Here is a 15671-nt window from a genome sequence, read left to right on the forward strand (position 1 = left end):
TGTTACAACGTCTGCTCGACGCTGTGGGCGCGAACTATACGGTCGCTCTTAGGGCTTGTAAACCCCTAGGCGACAAGAAATTTTATTCTGCGCGCCGGGCTGACCCGAACCCTGGTTTCGCGCTTCAATAGACATATGGCAAACCGAAGTTATATAGAAAAGGTGAATCTCCTCTAATGGCCGATTGGCAATCCCTCGATCCCGAGGCCGCTCGTGAAGCGGAAAAATATGAAAACCCCATCCCCAGCCGCGAGCTGATCCTTCAGCATCTCGCCGAGCGCGGCGAGCCGGCTAACCGCGAGCAGCTGCTCGAAGAGTTCGGTCTCGACACCGATGAGCAGATCGAAGCCCTGCGCCGCCGCCTGCGCGCCATGGAGCGCGATGGTCAACTGATTTACACCCGCCGCGGCACCTACGCGCCGGTGGACAAGCTGGACCTGATTCTCGGTCGGGTCAGCGGTCATCGCGATGGTTTCGGCTTTCTCGTGCCGGACGACGGCAGTGACGACCTGTTCCTCAGTCCGGCGCAGATGCGCCTGGTATTCGATGGCGACCGCGCCCTGGCGCGCGTCTCCGGCCTCGATCGGCGCGGTCGCCGCGAGGGTGCGATAGTCGAAGTGATCGCCCGCGCCCATGAGACCATTGTCGGGCGTTACTACGAAGAGAGCGGCATCGGCTTCGTGGTCGCCGACAACCCGAAGATCCAGCAGGAAGTGCTGGTCACCCCGGGCCGTAACGCCGGGGCCAAGCAGGGCCAGTTCGTCGAGGTGAAGATCACCCACTGGCCGACGCCGCGCTTCCAGCCCCAGGGCGACGTGCTCGAGGTAGTGGGTAACTACATGGCGCCGGGCATGGAGATCGATGTGGCCCTACGCAGCTACGACATCCCGCACGTGTGGCCGGAGGCCGTAATCAAGGAAGCGCGCAAGCTCAAGCCAGAGGTCGAGGAGAAGGACAAGGAGAAGCGCATCGATCTGCGCCACCTGCCGTTCGTCACCATCGATGGCGAGGACGCCCGCGACTTCGACGACGCGGTCTACTGCGAGAAGAGCGGTAGCAACTGGCGCCTGTTCTCCGGCGGCTGGAAGCTCTATGTGGCGATCGCCGACGTCTCCCACTATGTGAAGGTGGATTCGGCCCTGGACGCCGAGGCTCAGGTGCGCGGCAACTCGGTGTACTTCCCCGAGCGGGTGATCCCGATGCTGCCCGAGGAACTTTCCAACGGCCTGTGCTCGCTCAATCCGCAGGTCGACCGCCTGGCCATGGTCTGTGAGATCAGCATCTCCAAGACCGGCAAGATGACCGACTACTGCTTCTACGAAGCGGTCATCCACTCTCACGCCCGACTGACCTACAACAAGGTCAGCGCCATGCTCGAGCAGCCCAAGAGCAGCGAAGGCAAGGCCCTGCGTACTGAGTACAAGGAGGTGCTGCCGCATCTCAAGCAGCTCTATTCGCTGTACCAGGTGCTGTTGGCGGCGCGCCATGAGCGCGGCGCCATCGATTTCGAGACCCAGGAAACCCGAATCATCTTCGGTGCCGGGCGCAAGATCGCGGAGATCCGCCCGACCCAGCGTAACGATGCGCACAAGCTGATCGAGGAATGCATGCTGGCGGCCAACGTGGCCACCGCCGCGTTCATGCAGAAGCATGAGATTCCGGCGCTGTACCGGGTGCACGACGGGCCGCCGCCCGAGCGCCTGGAGAAGCTCAAGGCCTTCCTCACCGAGCTGGGGCTGTCGCTGCATCGCGGCAAGGCCAAGGAGGGGCCGTCGCCCAAGGACTACCAGGCGCTGCTCGAAAGCATTCGCGAGCGTCCGGATTATCACCTGATCCAGACCGTGATGCTGCGCTCCCTGAGTCAGGCGGTGTACAGCGCCGACAATCACGGCCACTTCGGCCTCAATTACGACGCCTACGCCCATTTCACCTCGCCGATCCGCCGCTACCCGGATCTGCTGATCCATCGGGCGATTCGCAGCGTGATCCGCTCCAAGCAGGACACCCCGCACGTCAAGCGCGCCGGCGCGGTGAGCATGCCCAAGGCGCGTATCTATCCCTACGACGAGCCGACCCTGGAGCAGCTCGGCGAGCAGTGCTCGATGTCCGAGCGCCGCGCCGACGAGGCTACCCGCGATGTGGTGAACTGGCTCAAGTGCGAGTTCATGAAGGATCGGGTCGGCGAAACCTTCCCTGGGGTGATTACCGCGGTGACCGGCTTCGGCCTGTTCGTCGAACTGACCGATATCTACGTCGAGGGCCTGGTGCATGTCACTGCACTGCCCGGCGACTACTACCACTTCGATCCGGTGCATCACCGCCTGGCCGGCGAGCGCAGCGGGCGCAGCTTCCGCCTGGGCGACAGCGTCGCGGTCAAGGTCATGCGGGTCGACCTGGATGAGCGCAAGATCGACTTCGAGCTGGTCGTGAGTGCCAGCCCGGAGCCGGCCGGGCGCCGGCGCGGCGGCTTCGAGTCGGCCCCGGCCAAGGGCGGTCGCCGCGGCGAGCGCGCGGCGGCGGGCAACACCGACGTCGAGAAAAGTCGTGAGCTGAAGAAGGCCCTGCTGAGCGAGTCCAAGTCCGCCAAGGGGCGCGCCGGCAAGGCCGATGCAGGCAAGGGCGCCAAGCCCGGCAAGCACCGCAAGGGGCCGCCGAAGGCGGAGTCCGGCGGCAATGGAGGCGGGGCGCGCAAGCGTAAGGCGAAATCATGAGTCAGTTGGAAAAGATCTACGGCCTGCATGCCGTGGAGGCGTTGCTGCGTCACCACCCCAAGCGGGTGAAGCAGGTATGGCTGGCCGAAGGGCGCAGCGATCCGCGGGTGCAGGTCCTGGTCGAGCTGGCGGCGCAGGCGCGGGTCAGCGTCGGTCAGTGCGAGCGGCGCGAGATGGATGCCTGGGTCGAGGGCGTCCATCAAGGCGTGGTGGCGGATGTCAGCCCCAGCCAGGTATGGGGCGAGGCGATGCTCGAGGAGTTGCTCGATCGCGCCGAGGGGCCGCCGCTGCTGCTGGTGCTCGACGGCGTGACCGATCCGCACAATCTTGGCGCCTGCCTGCGCACCGCTGATGCCGCTGGCGCCCTGGCGGTGATCGTGCCCAAGGACAAGTCGGCGACGCTCAATGCCACGGTGCGCAAGGTCGCCTGTGGCGCAGCCGAGGTGGTGCCGCTGGTGGCGGTGACCAACCTCGCGCGCAGCCTGGAAAAGCTCCAGCAGCGCGGTCTGTGGGTGGTCGGCACCGCCGGCGAGGCCGAGCAGGAGCTGTACCAGCAGGACCTGACCGGGCCGACCGTGCTGATCATGGGCGCAGAAGGCAAGGGCATGCGCCGCCTGACCCGCGAGCATTGCGATTACCTGGTGCGCCTGCCGATGGCCGGCAGCGTCAGCAGCCTGAATGTCTCGGTCGCCACCGGCGTCTGCCTGTTCGAGGCGCTGCGCCAGCGCAGGGCCAAGGCGCCCAAGACCTGAGGTCGCACCGCCCTGCTCGCGCGGGGCGGTAACTATCGCGCTGTTCAAATAATCGCCAGTGCGCCTTGCTTGTGATGGGGGGCTTCTCTAGAATGGCGCCCCTTGTCGCTGCGGCAGGCGCCTTCGTGCCTTCCCGCCGGCAAGACCCACAGAGTCATTCACTCCTTGCCTGACCGCGCCACGTGGCAGGCTACAACCCGTAAGGAGCATTTATGCGTCATTACGAAATCATCTTTCTGGTTCACCCGGACCAGAGCGAGCAAGTCGGCGGCATGGTCGAGCGTTACACCAAGCTGATCGAAGAAGACGGCGGCAAGATCCACCGCCTGGAAGATTGGGGCCGTCGTCAGCTGGCTTACGCCATCAACAACGTCCACAAAGCACACTACGTGATGCTCAACGTCGAGTGCACCGGCAAGGCCCTGGCCGAGCTGGAAGACAACTTCCGTTACAACGATGCCGTGATCCGTAACCTGGTCATCCGTCGCGACGAAGCCGTTACCGGTCAGTCCGAGATGCTCAAGGCCGAAGAAAACCGCAGTGAGCGCCGCGAGCGTCGTGATCGTCCTGAAAACGCTGAGTCCAACGACAGCAGCGATGACAGCGACAGCAACGACAGCGACAACGCTGACGAGTAATCCACGGATCTATTGAGGAGCCAATCACATGGCACGTTTCTTCCGTCGTCGTAAATTCTGCCGTTTCACCGCTGAAGACGTGAAAGAGATCGATTTCAAAGATCTCAACACCCTGAAGGCCTACATCTCGGAAACCGGCAAGATCGTTCCTAGCCGTATCACCGGTACCAAGGCTCGTTATCAGCGTCAGCTGGCCACCGCTATCAAGCGCGCCCGCTTCCTGGCCCTGCTGCCCTACACCGACAGCCACGGCCGCTGAGATCGGACGCTCGACAAGTAGTAAGGGATAGAACGCATGCGCGCCTTGGCTGAATTCATCATGCGCGGCCGCATGCAGGCCACCCTGGTGGTGGTGGGATCTGCGGCGTTGCCGCTGCTGTTCTGGTTGAGTGCTGCCGCGGGAAGCCTGGTGCTTCTGCGGCGCGGTTCGAGTGATGCCCTGGGCATCCTCGGCTGGGCCCTGCTGCCGGCGATTGGCTGGTGGTATTTCGGTGAACCGCGCACCTTGTTGGTGTTGCTCGGTGCGCTGGGGCTGGCGTTGTTGTTGCGCGCCAGCCAGTCCTGGAATCGTGTGCTGCTGTGCAGCGTGGCATTGGGCCTGGTGTACGGGCTGGTTTTGGGCGCGGTGTTCCGCGAACCCATCGAGGCAATGGCGGGGGAACTGCACAAGCTCCTGCCGCAGATGCTCGATGGGGTTCACCAACAGATGTCGGTGGACGAGCGAGCGCGCCTGGAGAGCCTGATTGCACCGGTACTGACCGGATTGCTGGCAGCCTTGCTGCAGATCGTCAGCCTGCTGAGCCTGATGCTTGGGCGTTATTGGCAGGCGCTGTTGTACAACCCTGGTGGTTTCGGGCGCGAGTTTCGCGCTCTGCGACTGCCGCCGGCGCCGGCGATGTTGCTGCTGGTTGGCTTGCTGCTCGGCCCCAATCTCGGGCCGCAAATGGCAATGCTGACACCGCTGTGCAGCGTGCCGCTGGCGTTTGCCGGTATCGGCCTGTTGCACGGGCTGGTGGCGCAAGGGCGACTCGCCAAGTTCTGGCTGGTCGGGCTGTACATCACGCTGCTGTTGTTCATGCAGCTGACCTATCCGTTACTGGTGGTTCTGGCCATCGTCGACAGTCTGTTTGATTTTCGTGGTCGCTTTGCGCGCAAGCACGGCGCTGGCCCCACGGACGGTGAAGGTTAAAAGTTAAGAGGTAAGACCCAAATGGAAGTCATCCTGCTGGAAAAAATCGCCAATCTGGGCAACCTGGGCGACAAAGTGAACGTCAAGGCTGGTTACGGCCGTAACTACCTGCTGCCGCAGGGCAAGGCTACTGCCGCCACCGCCGCGAACGTTGCTGCGTTCGAAGCGCGTCGCGCCGAGCTGGAAAAGCTGGCTGCCGAGAAGAAGGCTTCGGCCGAGACTCGCGCTGCCCAGTTGGCCGAGCTGGAAGTCACCATCACCGCCACCGCGGGCGATGAGGGCAAGCTGTTCGGTTCCATCGGCACCCACGACATCGCTGACGCCCTGACCGCCTCCGGCGTGGAAGTGGCCAAGGCCGAAGTGCGTCTGCCGAACGGCACCATTCGCCAGGTTGGCGAATACGACGTGGCTGTGCACCTGCACACCGACGTCGAGGCGACCGTCAAGGTTGTCGTAGTCGCCGCCTAAGGCTTGCGACCAAGCGGTCTTGCGCTCAGGTGCAGGCTCGCTAACATCGGGCACGGCATTGCGTAAGCGATGCCGTGCCCTTTGTTTTTCAACTGCAGAATTTATTCCCAGAGCCTTATGAACGACATCAGCATTCCCGAGCAGTACGACCTGCAAACCTCCGCCCTGAAGGTGCCGCCGCACTCGATCGAGGCCGAGCAGGCCGTGCTCGGTGGCCTGATGCTGGACAACAATGCCTGGGAACGGGTGCTCGATCAGGTGTCCGATGGCGACTTCTACCGCCATGATCACCGGCTGATCTTCCGCGCCATCTACAAGCTGGCCGAGCGCAACCACCCCTTCGACGTGGTCACCCTGTCCGAGCAGCTGGACAAGGAGGGGCAGCTGTCCCAGGTCGGCGGCCTGGCCTACCTCGGCGAGCTGGCCAAGAACACCCCCTCGGTGGCCAACATCAAGGCCTACGCGCAGATCATCCGCGAGCGCGCCACCCTGCGCCAGCTGATCGGCATCAGCAGCGAGATCGCCGACAGCGCCTACACGCCCCAGGGCCGCACCGGCGCGGAGATTCTCGACGAGGCCGAGCGGCTGATCTTCCAGATCGCCGAGGCGCGGCCGAAGACCGGCGGCCCGGTGGGGATCAACGACATCCTGGTCAAGGCCATCGACCGCATCGACACCCTGTTCAACGCGGGCGATGCGATCACCGGCCTGTCCACCGGCTTCACCGACCTGGACAACCTGACCAGCGGCCTGCAGCCGGCCGACATGATCATCGTCGCCGGCCGTCCATCCATGGGTAAGACCACCTTCGCCATGAACCTGGTGGAAAATGCCCTGATGCGCAGCGACAAGGCGGTGCTGGTGTACTCCCTGGAGATGCCCTCGGAATCCATCGTCATCCGTATGCTCGCTTCCCTGGGGCGCATCGACCAGACCAAGGTGCGCGCCGGTCGCCTGGACGACGACGACTGGCCGCGGCTGACCAGCGCGGTCAACCTGCTCAACGACCGCAAGCTGTTCATCGACGATACGGCGGGGATTTCTCCGAGCGAGATGCGCGCGCGCACCCGGCGCCTGGCCCGCGAGCACGGCGAGATCGGCCTGATCATGGTCGACTACCTGCAGCTGATGCAGATTCCCGGTTCCAGCGGCGACAGCCGGGTCAACGAGATTTCCGAAATCTCGCGCTCGCTCAAGGCCCTGGCCAAGGAGTTCAACTGCCCGGTGATCGCCCTGTCGCAGCTCAACCGTGGCCTCGAGCAGCGCCCCAACAAGCGCCCGATCAACTCCGACCTGCGTGAATCCGGGGCGATCGAGCAGGACGCCGACATCATCATGTTCGTCTACCGCGACGAGGTCTATCACCCGGAGACCGAGTACAAGGGCGTGGCCGAGATCATCATCGGCAAGCAGCGTAACGGCCCCCTGGGCACCGCGCGCCTGGCGTTTCTCGGCAAGTACTCGCGCTTCGAGAACCTGGCCCCGGGCAGCTACCAGTTCGACGACGAGTAGTTCCGGCACCTCGGGGTCGTGCAGGCGTCCCGTGCGCTGCATGGGATTGCGCACCAAGGCGCTCAGAGTCCGCTGTTGACCTTGATCACATCCAGTTGCAGGCGCGTGCTGGCGCTCAGCTCGCCGTCATCGCCGCTGAGCGAGCAGCCCGAGCGGCCGCGGGCCTTGACCTTGTACAGTGCCTCGTCGGCGGCCTTGTAGAGGCCGGCGAATTGCAGGGCATGCTGGGGGTAGAGCGCCACGCCGATGCTGATGGTCACGGTGAGCCGCTGCGCGCCGTAGCAGACCGGATGGGCCAGTTCGGCGAGCAGGCGTTCGGCGATTTCCCGGGCGTGGGCTTCGGCGTCGGCGCCGCAGATCAGCACGGCGAACTCATCGCCGCCCAGCCGGGCCACGGTGTCGCCGCAGCGCACCTGATGGCGCAGGCGCTTGGCGACCTCCTGCAGCATCAGGTCGCCGGCGTCGTGGCCGAACCTGTCGTTGATCGGCTTGAAATGATCGAGATCGATCAGCATCAGCGCCACGGCCTCGTTGTGGCGCTCGGCATTGGTCAGGGCGGAGCCGGTCCGCTCGACCAGAAAGCGTCGGTTGGGCAGATCGGTCAGCGGATCGTGAAAGGCGGCATGCTGCAGCTCTTGCTCGCGCTGCTGCAGGCGGGTGTTGCTGGCGGCCAGCTCGGCGGTGCGTTGTGTCACTGCGCGCTGCAATTCTTCGGCGTTGGCCTGGACCAACGCCAGTCGCGCGGCCTTCTCGCGGTCCGCTTCGTGCAGCGCCTGCGCTCTCTCGCGCTTGAACAGCTGGATGCGGTAGGCCAGGGCGAAGGAGAACAGGATGGCCTCCGCGGCGACGGCCAGGGGGAACAGGTAGGCGGTCAGCTCGCTGGGCTGCACCACGCCGGCCGCGCGCAGCGCCAGGATCACGAAGCTCAGCAGTACGCTGCCGTAGCCCAGCAGGTAGAGCAGGGCCGGCGTGAAGCCCTGCCTCCAGCGGACCGCCGCGCAGATCAGCAGGGTCGGTACGCTGAGAATCGGCAGCAGGTTGATCAGCTGCGCGGCGGCGCTGCGGTAGTCGGCCAGGTTGCCGACCAGTGCCAGCAGGTAGAGCAGGATGCAGCCGTTGAGCAGCTGATGGGCGCGGCGCAGGCTCTTGCGGGTGTAGAGCAGCTCCTGGCTGAAGCGCAGGATGCCGATGCAGACCAGCACCGGCAGGGTGATGCGGTTGAGCCAGGCCGGCACTGGCGCGTCAGGCCAGAGGTACTGGAAGCCGTGGCCGCTCATGCTGGCGATGAACAGCAGGGAGGCGGCCATGCTCAGCACATACCAGAGGTAGGCGCGGTCGCGCAGCGCCAGGAGGATGAACAGGTTGTACAGCAGCAGGGCGAAGATCACCCCGTAGATCATGCCCAGGCCGAGGTTCTCCTGGCTGGCGTGGCGCTCCAGGTCGTCCAGCTGCCAGGCGCGCAGGGGGAAGGAGTTGCCGGCGGGGTCGAAGGTGCGCAGGTAGATAGTCAGGGGTTGCTCGTCGAGCCGCGGCAGCCGGAACAACATCCGCCGGTAGGGGGCATCGCGTCCGTCGGCGAAGCTGACCCGCTCGCCGGCCTGCCTCGGCAGCCAGTCGCCCCGGTCGTCTGGCAGGAACAGCTGCAGGTCGAGCAGGGTGACCGCGCCCACCTCCAGCCACCACTGGCGGGGGGCGTCCGACGCGCGGCGCAGTTGCAGCTTGATCCACCAGGGATGGCGACTCTGGCCGACGCTGACGCGTCCGTCCGCGGGCTGGAAGCGCGCCTGCACCGTCGGGTCCGCCAGCTCGGCGATGCCCAGGCGGGCGCCGACGTCTTCGAGCAACTCGATCTGCCCGTTCAGCAGCTGGCCGCTGCTCTGCGCCGTCAGCGCCATGGGCGAGGCGCAGGCCCCGACCGCCATAAGCAGCAGGATTATTGAGGTGACGAACTGCTGCACCACACCGACTCCTTTAACCCAGCTGCCGCGCTTTGCCTGATCCGATAACGCTCGGAGTATAGTCGCGCGCGCTAGTGCTAATCAGGAAATATATGGCCTTCTGATATCGCCGTCCGGCCTCGGTAAACCCAGTGTTACAGTCGGATTTGGTCAATTTTTGTGCTATATTCCGCGGCCGTTCATCCCCCTGAAAGCCTCGGTCATGTCCATGCAAGCAACCAAGCCGTTATTCGACTATCCAAAATACTGGGCCGAGTGCTTCGGTCCAGCGCCTTTCCTGCCGATGAGCCGGGAAGAGATGGATCAGCTCGGTTGGGACAGCTGCGACATCATCATCGTCACCGGCGATGCCTATGTGGATCACCCCTCGTTCGGCATGGCGATCATCGGCCGCCTGCTCGAGGCCCAGGGCTTTCGCGTGGGCATCATCGCCCAGCCCGACTGGACCAGCAAAGACGACTTCATGAAGCTCGGCGAGCCCAACCTGTTCTTCGGCGTCGCCGCCGGCAACATGGACTCGATGATCAACCGCTACACCGCCGACAAGAAGATCCGCTCCGACGATGCCTACACCCCGGGCGGCCTGGCCGGCAAGCGCCCGGATCGCGCCAGCCTGGTGTACAGCCAGCGCTGCAAGGAGGCCTACAAGCATGTGCCGATCGTCCTCGGCGGCATCGAGGCATCGTTGCGCCGGATCGCTCACTACGACTACTGGCAGGACAAGGTGCGCCACTCGATCCTGATCGATGCCTGCGCCGATATCCTGCTGTACGGCAACGCCGAGCGCGCCGTGGTGGAGATCGCCCAGCGCCTGTCCTACGGGCACAAGATCGAGGACATCACCGATATCCGCGGCACCGCCTTCATCCGTCGCGACACCCCGCAAGGCTGGCTGGAGATCGACTCCACCCGTATCGACCGTCCGGGCAAGATCGACAAGATCATCAACCCCTACGTCAACACCCAGGACACCCAGGCCTGCGCCATCGAGCAGGAGAAGGGACCGCTCGAGGACCCGAACGAGGCGAAGGTGGTGCAGTTGCTGCCGCACCCGCGCCTGGAGCGCGACAAGACGGTGATCCGCCTGCCGTCCTTCGAGAAGGTGCGCGGCGATGCGGTGCTCTACGCCCACGCCAACCGTGTGCTGCACCTGGAGACCAACCCGGGCAACGCCCGCGCCCTGGTGCAGAGGCACGGCGAGGTGGACGTGTGGTTCAACCCGCCACCGATCCCCATGACCACCGAGGAAATGGACTACGTATTCGGCATGCCCTATGCGCGGGTGCCGCACCCGGCCTATGGCAAGGAGCGGATCCCGGCGTACGAGATGATCCGCTTCTCGGTCAACATCATGCGCGGCTGCTTTGGCGGCTGCACCTTCTGCTCGATCACCGAGCACGAGGGGCGGATCATCCAGAACCGCTCCCACGAGTCGATCATCCGCGAGATCGAGGAGATGCGCGACAAGGTGCCGGGCTTCACCGGGGTGGTCTCCGACCTGGGCGGGCCGACCGCCAACATGTACCGCATCGCCTGCAAGGACCCGGAGATCGAGAAGCACTGCCGCAAGCCGTCCTGCGTGTTCCCCGGCATCTGCGAAAACCTGAATACCGACCATTCGTCCTTGATCGAGCTGTACCGCAAGGCCCGCGAGCTGCCGGGGGTGAAGAAGATCCTGATCGCCTCGGGCCTGCGCTACGACCTGGCGGTGGAGTCGCCGGAGTACGTCAAGGAGCTGGTCACCCACCATGTCGGCGGCTACCTGAAGATCGCCCCGGAGCACACCGAGCGCGGCCCGCTGGACAAGATGATGAAGCCGGGCATCGGCAGCTACGACAAGTTCAAGCGGATGTTCGAGAAGTACTCCAAGGAGGCAGGCAAGGAGCAGTACCTGATTCCGTACTTCATCGCCGCGCACCCGGGCACCACCGACGAGGACATGATGAACCTCGCCCTGTGGCTCAAGCGCAACGACTTCCGCGCCGACCAGGTGCAGGCGTTCTACCCCTCGCCGATGGCCACGGCTACGGCCATGTACCACTCGGGAAAGAACCCGCTGCGCAAGGTGACCTACAAGAGCGACGGCGTGACCATCGTCAAGAGCGAGGCGCAGCGGCGCCTGCACAAGGCCTTCCTGCGCTACCACGATCCCAAGGGCTGGCCGATGCTGCGCGAGGCCCTGGAACGCATGGGCCGTGCCGACCTGATCGGCAACGGCAAGCACCAGCTGGTGCCGGCCTATCAGCCCAAGGTCGACGAGTACCACAGCGCGCGACGCAAGAACTCGACCCCGGCCGGCAGCAAGAAGGTCGGTCGGGCCGCGGGCGGCAAGGAAACCACCCGCATCCTGACCCAGCACACCGGCCTGCCGCCGCGCGGCAGCGATGGCAGCAATCCCTGGGACAAGCGCGAACAGGCCAAGGCTGCGGCGGAGGCCCGGGCCAAGGCCGAGCGCAGCGGCAAGGCCGCGGACAAGAAGGGCGGCAAGAAGCCGGCGAAGCGTCCGGTGGCGCCGCGCTGATTTCCCGCGCCAACAAAAACGCCAGCTTCGTGCTGGCGTTTTTGTTGCTGCCCGGGGTGGTTGTCGGCCTGTTTCAGCCGTAGCGCTTGTGCGCCTCGATGGCCAGGCCGCTGCCGATGCTGCCGAAGGTGTTGCCCTCCACGTGACGGGCATTGGGCAGCATCGCCGCGACGCTCTGGCGCAGCGCCGGGATGCCGCTGGAGCCGCCGGTGAAGAACACCGTGTCGACCTGTTCGACGCGGATCCCGGCATCGCCAAGCAGCTTCCCGATGCTGGCGCGAATGCGCAGCAGCAGCGGTTCGATGGCGCCCTCGAACAGCTCGCGGGTCAGCTCGGCGAGCAGGCCCGCCTCGATGCGCTGCAAGTCGATTGGCGCGGCGTCGCGCTCGGTCAGGGCAATCTTGCTGTCCTCCACCTGCATGGCCAGCCAGTGTCCGGCGCGCTGCTCGATCAGCCTGAACAGGCGGTCGATGCCGGTGGGGTCCAGGACGTCGTAGCGCATGCTCTGCAGGGCCCGCTGCGACTGGGCCGAGTAGACCGCATTGATGGTGTGCCAGGTGGCCAGGTTCAGGTGCACGCTGGTCGGCATGGGCGCATCGCTCTTCATCCGGCTGCCGTAGCCGAACAGCGGCATCACGCCCTGCAGGCTGAGCTGCTTGTCGAAGTCGGTGCCGCCGACATGCACGCCGCCGGTGGCGAGGATATCGGCCTGGCGCTCGGCCACTCGCCGGCGCTGCGGCGACAGGCGCACCAGGGAGAAGTCCGAGGTGCCGCCGCCGATATCGACGATCAGCACCAGTTCCTCGCGCTCGATACCGCTCTCGTAGTCGAAGGCCGCGGCGATCGGCTCGTACTGGAAGGACACCTCCTTGAAGCCGAGCTTGTGCGCCACGGCCACCAGGGTGTTCTGCGCCTCCTGGTCGGCGATGGGGTCATCGTCGACGAAGAACACCGGGCGGCCCAGCACCACGGCCTCGAAGGGGCGCTCGGCCACCGCCTCGGCGCGCTGCTTGAGCTGGCCGATGAACAGGCCGAGCAGCTCCTTGAACGGCATGGCGCTGCCCAGCACCGTGGTTTCGCTCTTCAGCAGCTTGGAGCCCAGCAGGCTCTTGAGCGAGCGCATCAGGCGGCCTTCATAGCCTTCCAGGTACTCGTGCAGGGCCAGGCGGCCGTAGACCGGGCGGCGCTCCTCGAAGTTGAAGAACAGCACCGAGGGCAGGGTGATCTTGTCGTCCTCCAGGGCGATCAGGGTGTCGCCGCCGGGGCGCTGCCAGCCGACGGTGGAGTTGGAGGTGCCGAAGTCGATGCCGCAGGCGCGGGCCGGAGAAGAGAAAGACATGCTGCGCGCTGTTCCAAAAAAACGGCCGCGCATTCTATGCGAGGCGGCCGCAGAATGCTGCCCCGATCCGGGCCCGGGCGACGGATGCCGACGGGCTCAGCCCCAGCCCAGGGTCATGGCCGCCACTACCGCGTAGCGCCCGGTCTTGGCCAGGCCGACGATCAGCAGGAAGCGCCACAGCGGCTCGCGCATGATGCCCGCGGCCAGGGTCAGCGGGTCGCCGATAAAGGGCGCCCAGCTGAGCAGCAGCGACCAGTGGCCGTAGTGGCCGTACCAGCCCTGGGCGCGCGTCAGGTTGCGCTCGCTGATCGGAAACCAGCGCCGCTGGCGAAAGTGCTCCAGGTAGCGACCGAGCAACCAGTTGACCAGGGCGCCGAGCACGTTGCCGACGCTGGCCACCGCCAGCAGCGCCCAGACCGGATAGGCCTCGCTGAGCAGCAGGGCGACCAGCACCACTTCCGATTGCACAGGCAGCAAGGTGGCGGCGCCGAGCGCGGTGAAGAACAGCCCGAAGTAAGCGGAAAGGCTCAGCATCAGGTCACGGTCTGGCGCTGGCGCGTCACGCTCGGCGCCGCGCCGCTCAATGGGCTCAGGACTGCTGTTCCTGGCCGGCGTGGGTCATGATCTCTTCCAGCTTCAGGCCGGTGAGGCCGTGGATGGTGCGCCACAGGTAGTAGAAGATGGCCATCAGCATGATCATCGAGGGAATGGCGATCATCGGGTAGCTGAGCAGGTTCATCCGCCCCAGTTCGGCGTTGAAGGCCTCGCTGCCGGCCGGGCTGACGACGATCCACTTGGCCAGGACATAGTTCATCGCCGAGGAGAAGAAGAAGGTGCCGCTGAGCCAGTAGGTCGCGCGCAGCAAGCGGGCCTCGAACGCCGCGGTGTGGCCGCCCTGTTCCAGGCGCTGATGGATCTTGTCGACATCCAGCACCGACTTGTTGAGCAGCATGGTGCGGATCAGCGGGTAGCGGGTGTAGGTCGACACCAGCACGGCGATGCCGATCAGCCCGGGCACCGCGGCCTCCTTGATCGCCAGCCACTGGTTGTCCAGCTTGAGCAGGCCGATGCCACCGGTGAGCAGCACGCTGATCAGGCCGAGCAGGGCGATGAAGTTGAACTTGCGATACTTGATCAGCTCGAACGAGCCCCAGCCGAGGGGGAACGCCAGGGCCAGGACCAGGGCGCCGTCGGCGCCGAGTCGTGACTCGCCGCTGAGCTTCATCAGGATCAGCGAGGGAATCAGGATGCTGATCAGCAGGTCGATCAGGGGGCGCGGCTTGTGGGTGGCGCTGGGGATTGGCGTGGTCTGGGTCATGTCTCGTTCGAAGCGCTGGAAAGAATGGCGATGATCGCCTGCCTGAGCGGCAGCCGCCAGCCCGATTGTCGGCTGGACTGTGACAAAGTTGTGCGAATGGGCGGTCGTCGGCCTCTCCACGGGAATGTCCGGTCGACGGGCGTCGGGATATTGGCTGCCAGCGGTTCGTGTCGGCGGTGGCGCTGCCAAGGATATGATACTAATGTGACATCATGCGGTGTGTAGCGGTCGCAGAGGCCGCGGGAGTCCGAACATGCAGTCCCCTCAAGTAGTGTGCTGGGCCTGCCTGCTTTTCGCGCTGTGCGTCTTGCAGTCGGGTCAGGCTTCGGCAAAGGACTGCATCGGCGTGGTGCCCGCCAGCGCCCACATCTTCTGGCGGCAGGTGGAGGCCGGTGCCCGGCGCGCGGGCGTGGATGCCGGTATCGAGTTGTATGTGCGCGGCCCGCGCAAGGAGGGCAGCGTCGCCACCCAGTTGCAACTGATCGACAAGGTTGTGGAGCAAGGCTGCAAGGCGCTGGTCATCGCCCCGGCCGGTGCCGAGATCAACGCCAAGGCCCGTGAGCTCGAGGCGCGCGGGGTGCTGACCTTCTACATCGACCGGGACGTCGGCGGCGAGGATGTGCAGGCGCTGATCGCCACCAACAACTACCAGGCGGGCCAGGCGGCAGGGCGCTACGTGGCGCAGCGACTGGGCGACAAGGGGCGGGTCGGGCTGATTCGCATGACGCCGGAGATCGCCTCGACCAGTGCCCGCCAGCGCGGCTTCATCCAGGCGGTGGAGGCGGCGGGCCTGACTATCACCTTCGATCGTCCCCTGGGCGATCCGCCACAAGCTACCCTCGAAGCCCTGCGCGCGCAACTGCCGCGGCTCGACGCGCTCTTCACCCCGAACGGCTCGTCGACCCGGCAGGCCTACGCCGCATTGTTGCGCATGCAGGGGGCTGGGCAGCTCCTGCATATCGGCTTCGACGCCGATCAGGTACTGCTCGAGGCACTCAGGGCCGGCCAGATCGACGCCCTGATGGTTCAGCAGCCCTATACCATGGGCTATCAGGGCGTGCTGTTGGCCGAGCGCGCCTTGCGCACGGGGCGCGTCGAGCCACGTATGCGGCGGATCGAGTTGGACGCGGTGCTGGTGACACGGGACAATCTCGACAGTCCCGGGATCAAGACGCAGCTGCAGTTGCCCAAGCAGCCTTAGGCCGGTTATCTGGCGCTCGGGTCCTGGCGAGTGCCCGTCCCTTGGCCGCACTGTTAAGGCCGGC

General features: G+C 65.4%; 13 protein-coding genes. 9 read left to right on the forward strand and 4 right to left on the reverse strand.

Features of this window, described 5'->3' with window-relative positions:
* Positions 1-176 precede the first annotated feature (176 nt).
* The 7 genes from rnr (at position 177) to dnaB (ending at position 7270) form a co-directional block, all read left to right on the forward strand.
* The gene (gene rnr / locus ACSX1D_RS02065; RefSeq protein ID WP_439860765.1) at positions 177-2711 is read left to right on the forward strand and encodes a ribonuclease R; all 2535 of its coding nucleotides are present in this window, start codon (positions 177-179) and stop codon (positions 2709-2711) included.
* Entirely contained in the window at positions 2708-3463 is a 756-nt protein-coding gene (gene rlmB / locus ACSX1D_RS02070) for a 23S rRNA (guanosine(2251)-2'-O)-methyltransferase RlmB (protein ID WP_439860766.1), read from the forward strand. Before rnr ends, rlmB begins: the two co-directional genes overlap by 4 nt.
* A gap of 212 nt (positions 3464-3675) precedes the next feature.
* Positions 3676-4101, forward strand: coding sequence for a 30S ribosomal protein S6 (rpsF, locus tag ACSX1D_RS02075; RefSeq protein WP_208708158.1), 426 nt, complete (start codon positions 3676-3678; stop codon positions 4099-4101).
* Positions 4102-4129: 28 nt separating this feature from the next.
* On the forward strand, positions 4130-4360 hold the full coding sequence (gene rpsR / locus ACSX1D_RS02080) for a 30S ribosomal protein S18 (protein WP_003246847.1): 231 nt from the start codon (positions 4130-4132) through the stop codon (positions 4358-4360).
* A gap of 36 nt (positions 4361-4396) precedes the next feature.
* The gene (locus ACSX1D_RS02085) at positions 4397-5290 is read left to right on the forward strand and encodes a hypothetical protein (RefSeq protein ID WP_439860767.1); all 894 of its coding nucleotides are present in this window, start codon (positions 4397-4399) and stop codon (positions 5288-5290) included.
* A 21-nt stretch (positions 5291-5311) separates the two neighbouring features.
* Complete coding sequence (gene rplI, locus ACSX1D_RS02090; RefSeq protein WP_208708160.1) at positions 5312-5758, forward strand: 50S ribosomal protein L9; 447 nt, start codon at positions 5312-5314, stop codon at positions 5756-5758.
* Between the two features lie 117 nt (positions 5759-5875).
* Entirely contained in the window at positions 5876-7270 is a 1395-nt protein-coding gene (dnaB, locus tag ACSX1D_RS02095; RefSeq protein WP_439860768.1) for a replicative DNA helicase, read from the forward strand.
* Positions 7271-7332: 62 nt separating this feature from the next.
* Here dnaB and ACSX1D_RS02100 read toward each other — a convergent pair whose 3' ends face one another.
* Complete coding sequence (locus ACSX1D_RS02100) at positions 7333-9192, reverse strand: diguanylate cyclase domain-containing protein (protein WP_439862252.1); 1860 nt, start codon at positions 9190-9192, stop codon at positions 7333-7335.
* Between the two features lie 244 nt (positions 9193-9436).
* Here ACSX1D_RS02100 and ACSX1D_RS02105 point away from each other — a divergent pair, with 244 nt between their 5' ends.
* Positions 9437-11749, forward strand: coding sequence for a YgiQ family radical SAM protein (locus ACSX1D_RS02105; RefSeq protein ID WP_439862253.1), 2313 nt, complete (start codon positions 9437-9439; stop codon positions 11747-11749).
* Between the two features lie 73 nt (positions 11750-11822).
* On the opposite strand, the gene ACSX1D_RS02110 is transcribed toward ACSX1D_RS02105, so the two are convergent.
* The 3 genes from ACSX1D_RS02110 to ACSX1D_RS02120 form a co-directional block, all read right to left on the reverse strand.
* Entirely contained in the window at positions 11823-13088 is a 1266-nt protein-coding gene (locus tag ACSX1D_RS02110; RefSeq protein ID WP_439860769.1) for an Hsp70 family protein, read from the reverse strand.
* Between the two features lie 96 nt (positions 13089-13184).
* On the reverse strand, positions 13185-13622 hold the full coding sequence (locus ACSX1D_RS02115; RefSeq protein WP_439860770.1) for a YqaA family protein: 438 nt from the start codon (positions 13620-13622) through the stop codon (positions 13185-13187).
* A 55-nt stretch (positions 13623-13677) separates the two neighbouring features.
* Positions 13678-14406 (reverse strand): VC0807 family protein, encoded by a 729-nt coding sequence (locus ACSX1D_RS02120; RefSeq protein ID WP_439860771.1) that lies wholly within the window; start codon positions 14404-14406, stop codon positions 13678-13680.
* A gap of 253 nt (positions 14407-14659) precedes the next feature.
* Between ACSX1D_RS02120 and ACSX1D_RS02125 the strand changes: the two genes are divergently transcribed.
* Entirely contained in the window at positions 14660-15607 is a 948-nt protein-coding gene (locus tag ACSX1D_RS02125) for a substrate-binding domain-containing protein (protein ID WP_439860772.1), read from the forward strand.
* The last annotated feature ends 64 nt before the right edge of the window (positions 15608-15671 follow it).

This window comes from Pseudomonas sp. MBLB4136 (genome assembly GCF_051904765.1).
GTDB lineage: Bacteria > Pseudomonadota > Gammaproteobacteria > Pseudomonadales > Pseudomonadaceae > Aquipseudomonas.

Bases quoted from the DNA above. Each gene is read 5' to 3' on its own strand.
- rnr (WP_439860765.1), top strand. From the start codon at position 177: ATGGCCGATTGGCAATCCCTCGATCCCGAGGCCGCTCGTGAAGCGGAA.
- rlmB (WP_439860766.1), top strand. From the start codon at position 2,708: ATGAGTCAGTTGGAAAAGATCTACGGCCTGCATGCCGTGGAGGCGTTG.
- rpsF (WP_208708158.1), top strand. From the start codon at position 3,676: ATGCGTCATTACGAAATCATCTTTCTGGTTCACCCGGACCAGAGCGAG.
- rpsR (WP_003246847.1), top strand. From the start codon at position 4,130: ATGGCACGTTTCTTCCGTCGTCGTAAATTCTGCCGTTTCACCGCTGAA.
- ACSX1D_RS02085 (WP_439860767.1), top strand. From the start codon at position 4,397: ATGCGCGCCTTGGCTGAATTCATCATGCGCGGCCGCATGCAGGCCACC.
- rplI (WP_208708160.1), top strand. From the start codon at position 5,312: ATGGAAGTCATCCTGCTGGAAAAAATCGCCAATCTGGGCAACCTGGGC.
- dnaB (WP_439860768.1), top strand. From the start codon at position 5,876: ATGAACGACATCAGCATTCCCGAGCAGTACGACCTGCAAACCTCCGCC.
- ACSX1D_RS02100 (WP_439862252.1), bottom strand. From the start codon at position 9,192: ATGGCGGTCGGGGCCTGCGCCTCGCCCATGGCGCTGACGGCGCAGAGC.
- ACSX1D_RS02105 (WP_439862253.1), top strand. From the start codon at position 9,437: ATGCAAGCAACCAAGCCGTTATTCGACTATCCAAAATACTGGGCCGAG.
- ACSX1D_RS02110 (WP_439860769.1), bottom strand. From the start codon at position 13,088: ATGTCTTTCTCTTCTCCGGCCCGCGCCTGCGGCATCGACTTCGGCACC.
- ACSX1D_RS02115 (WP_439860770.1), bottom strand. From the start codon at position 13,622: ATGCTGAGCCTTTCCGCTTACTTCGGGCTGTTCTTCACCGCGCTCGGC.
- ACSX1D_RS02120 (WP_439860771.1), bottom strand. From the start codon at position 14,406: ATGACCCAGACCACGCCAATCCCCAGCGCCACCCACAAGCCGCGCCCC.
- ACSX1D_RS02125 (WP_439860772.1), top strand. From the start codon at position 14,660: ATGCAGTCCCCTCAAGTAGTGTGCTGGGCCTGCCTGCTTTTCGCGCTG.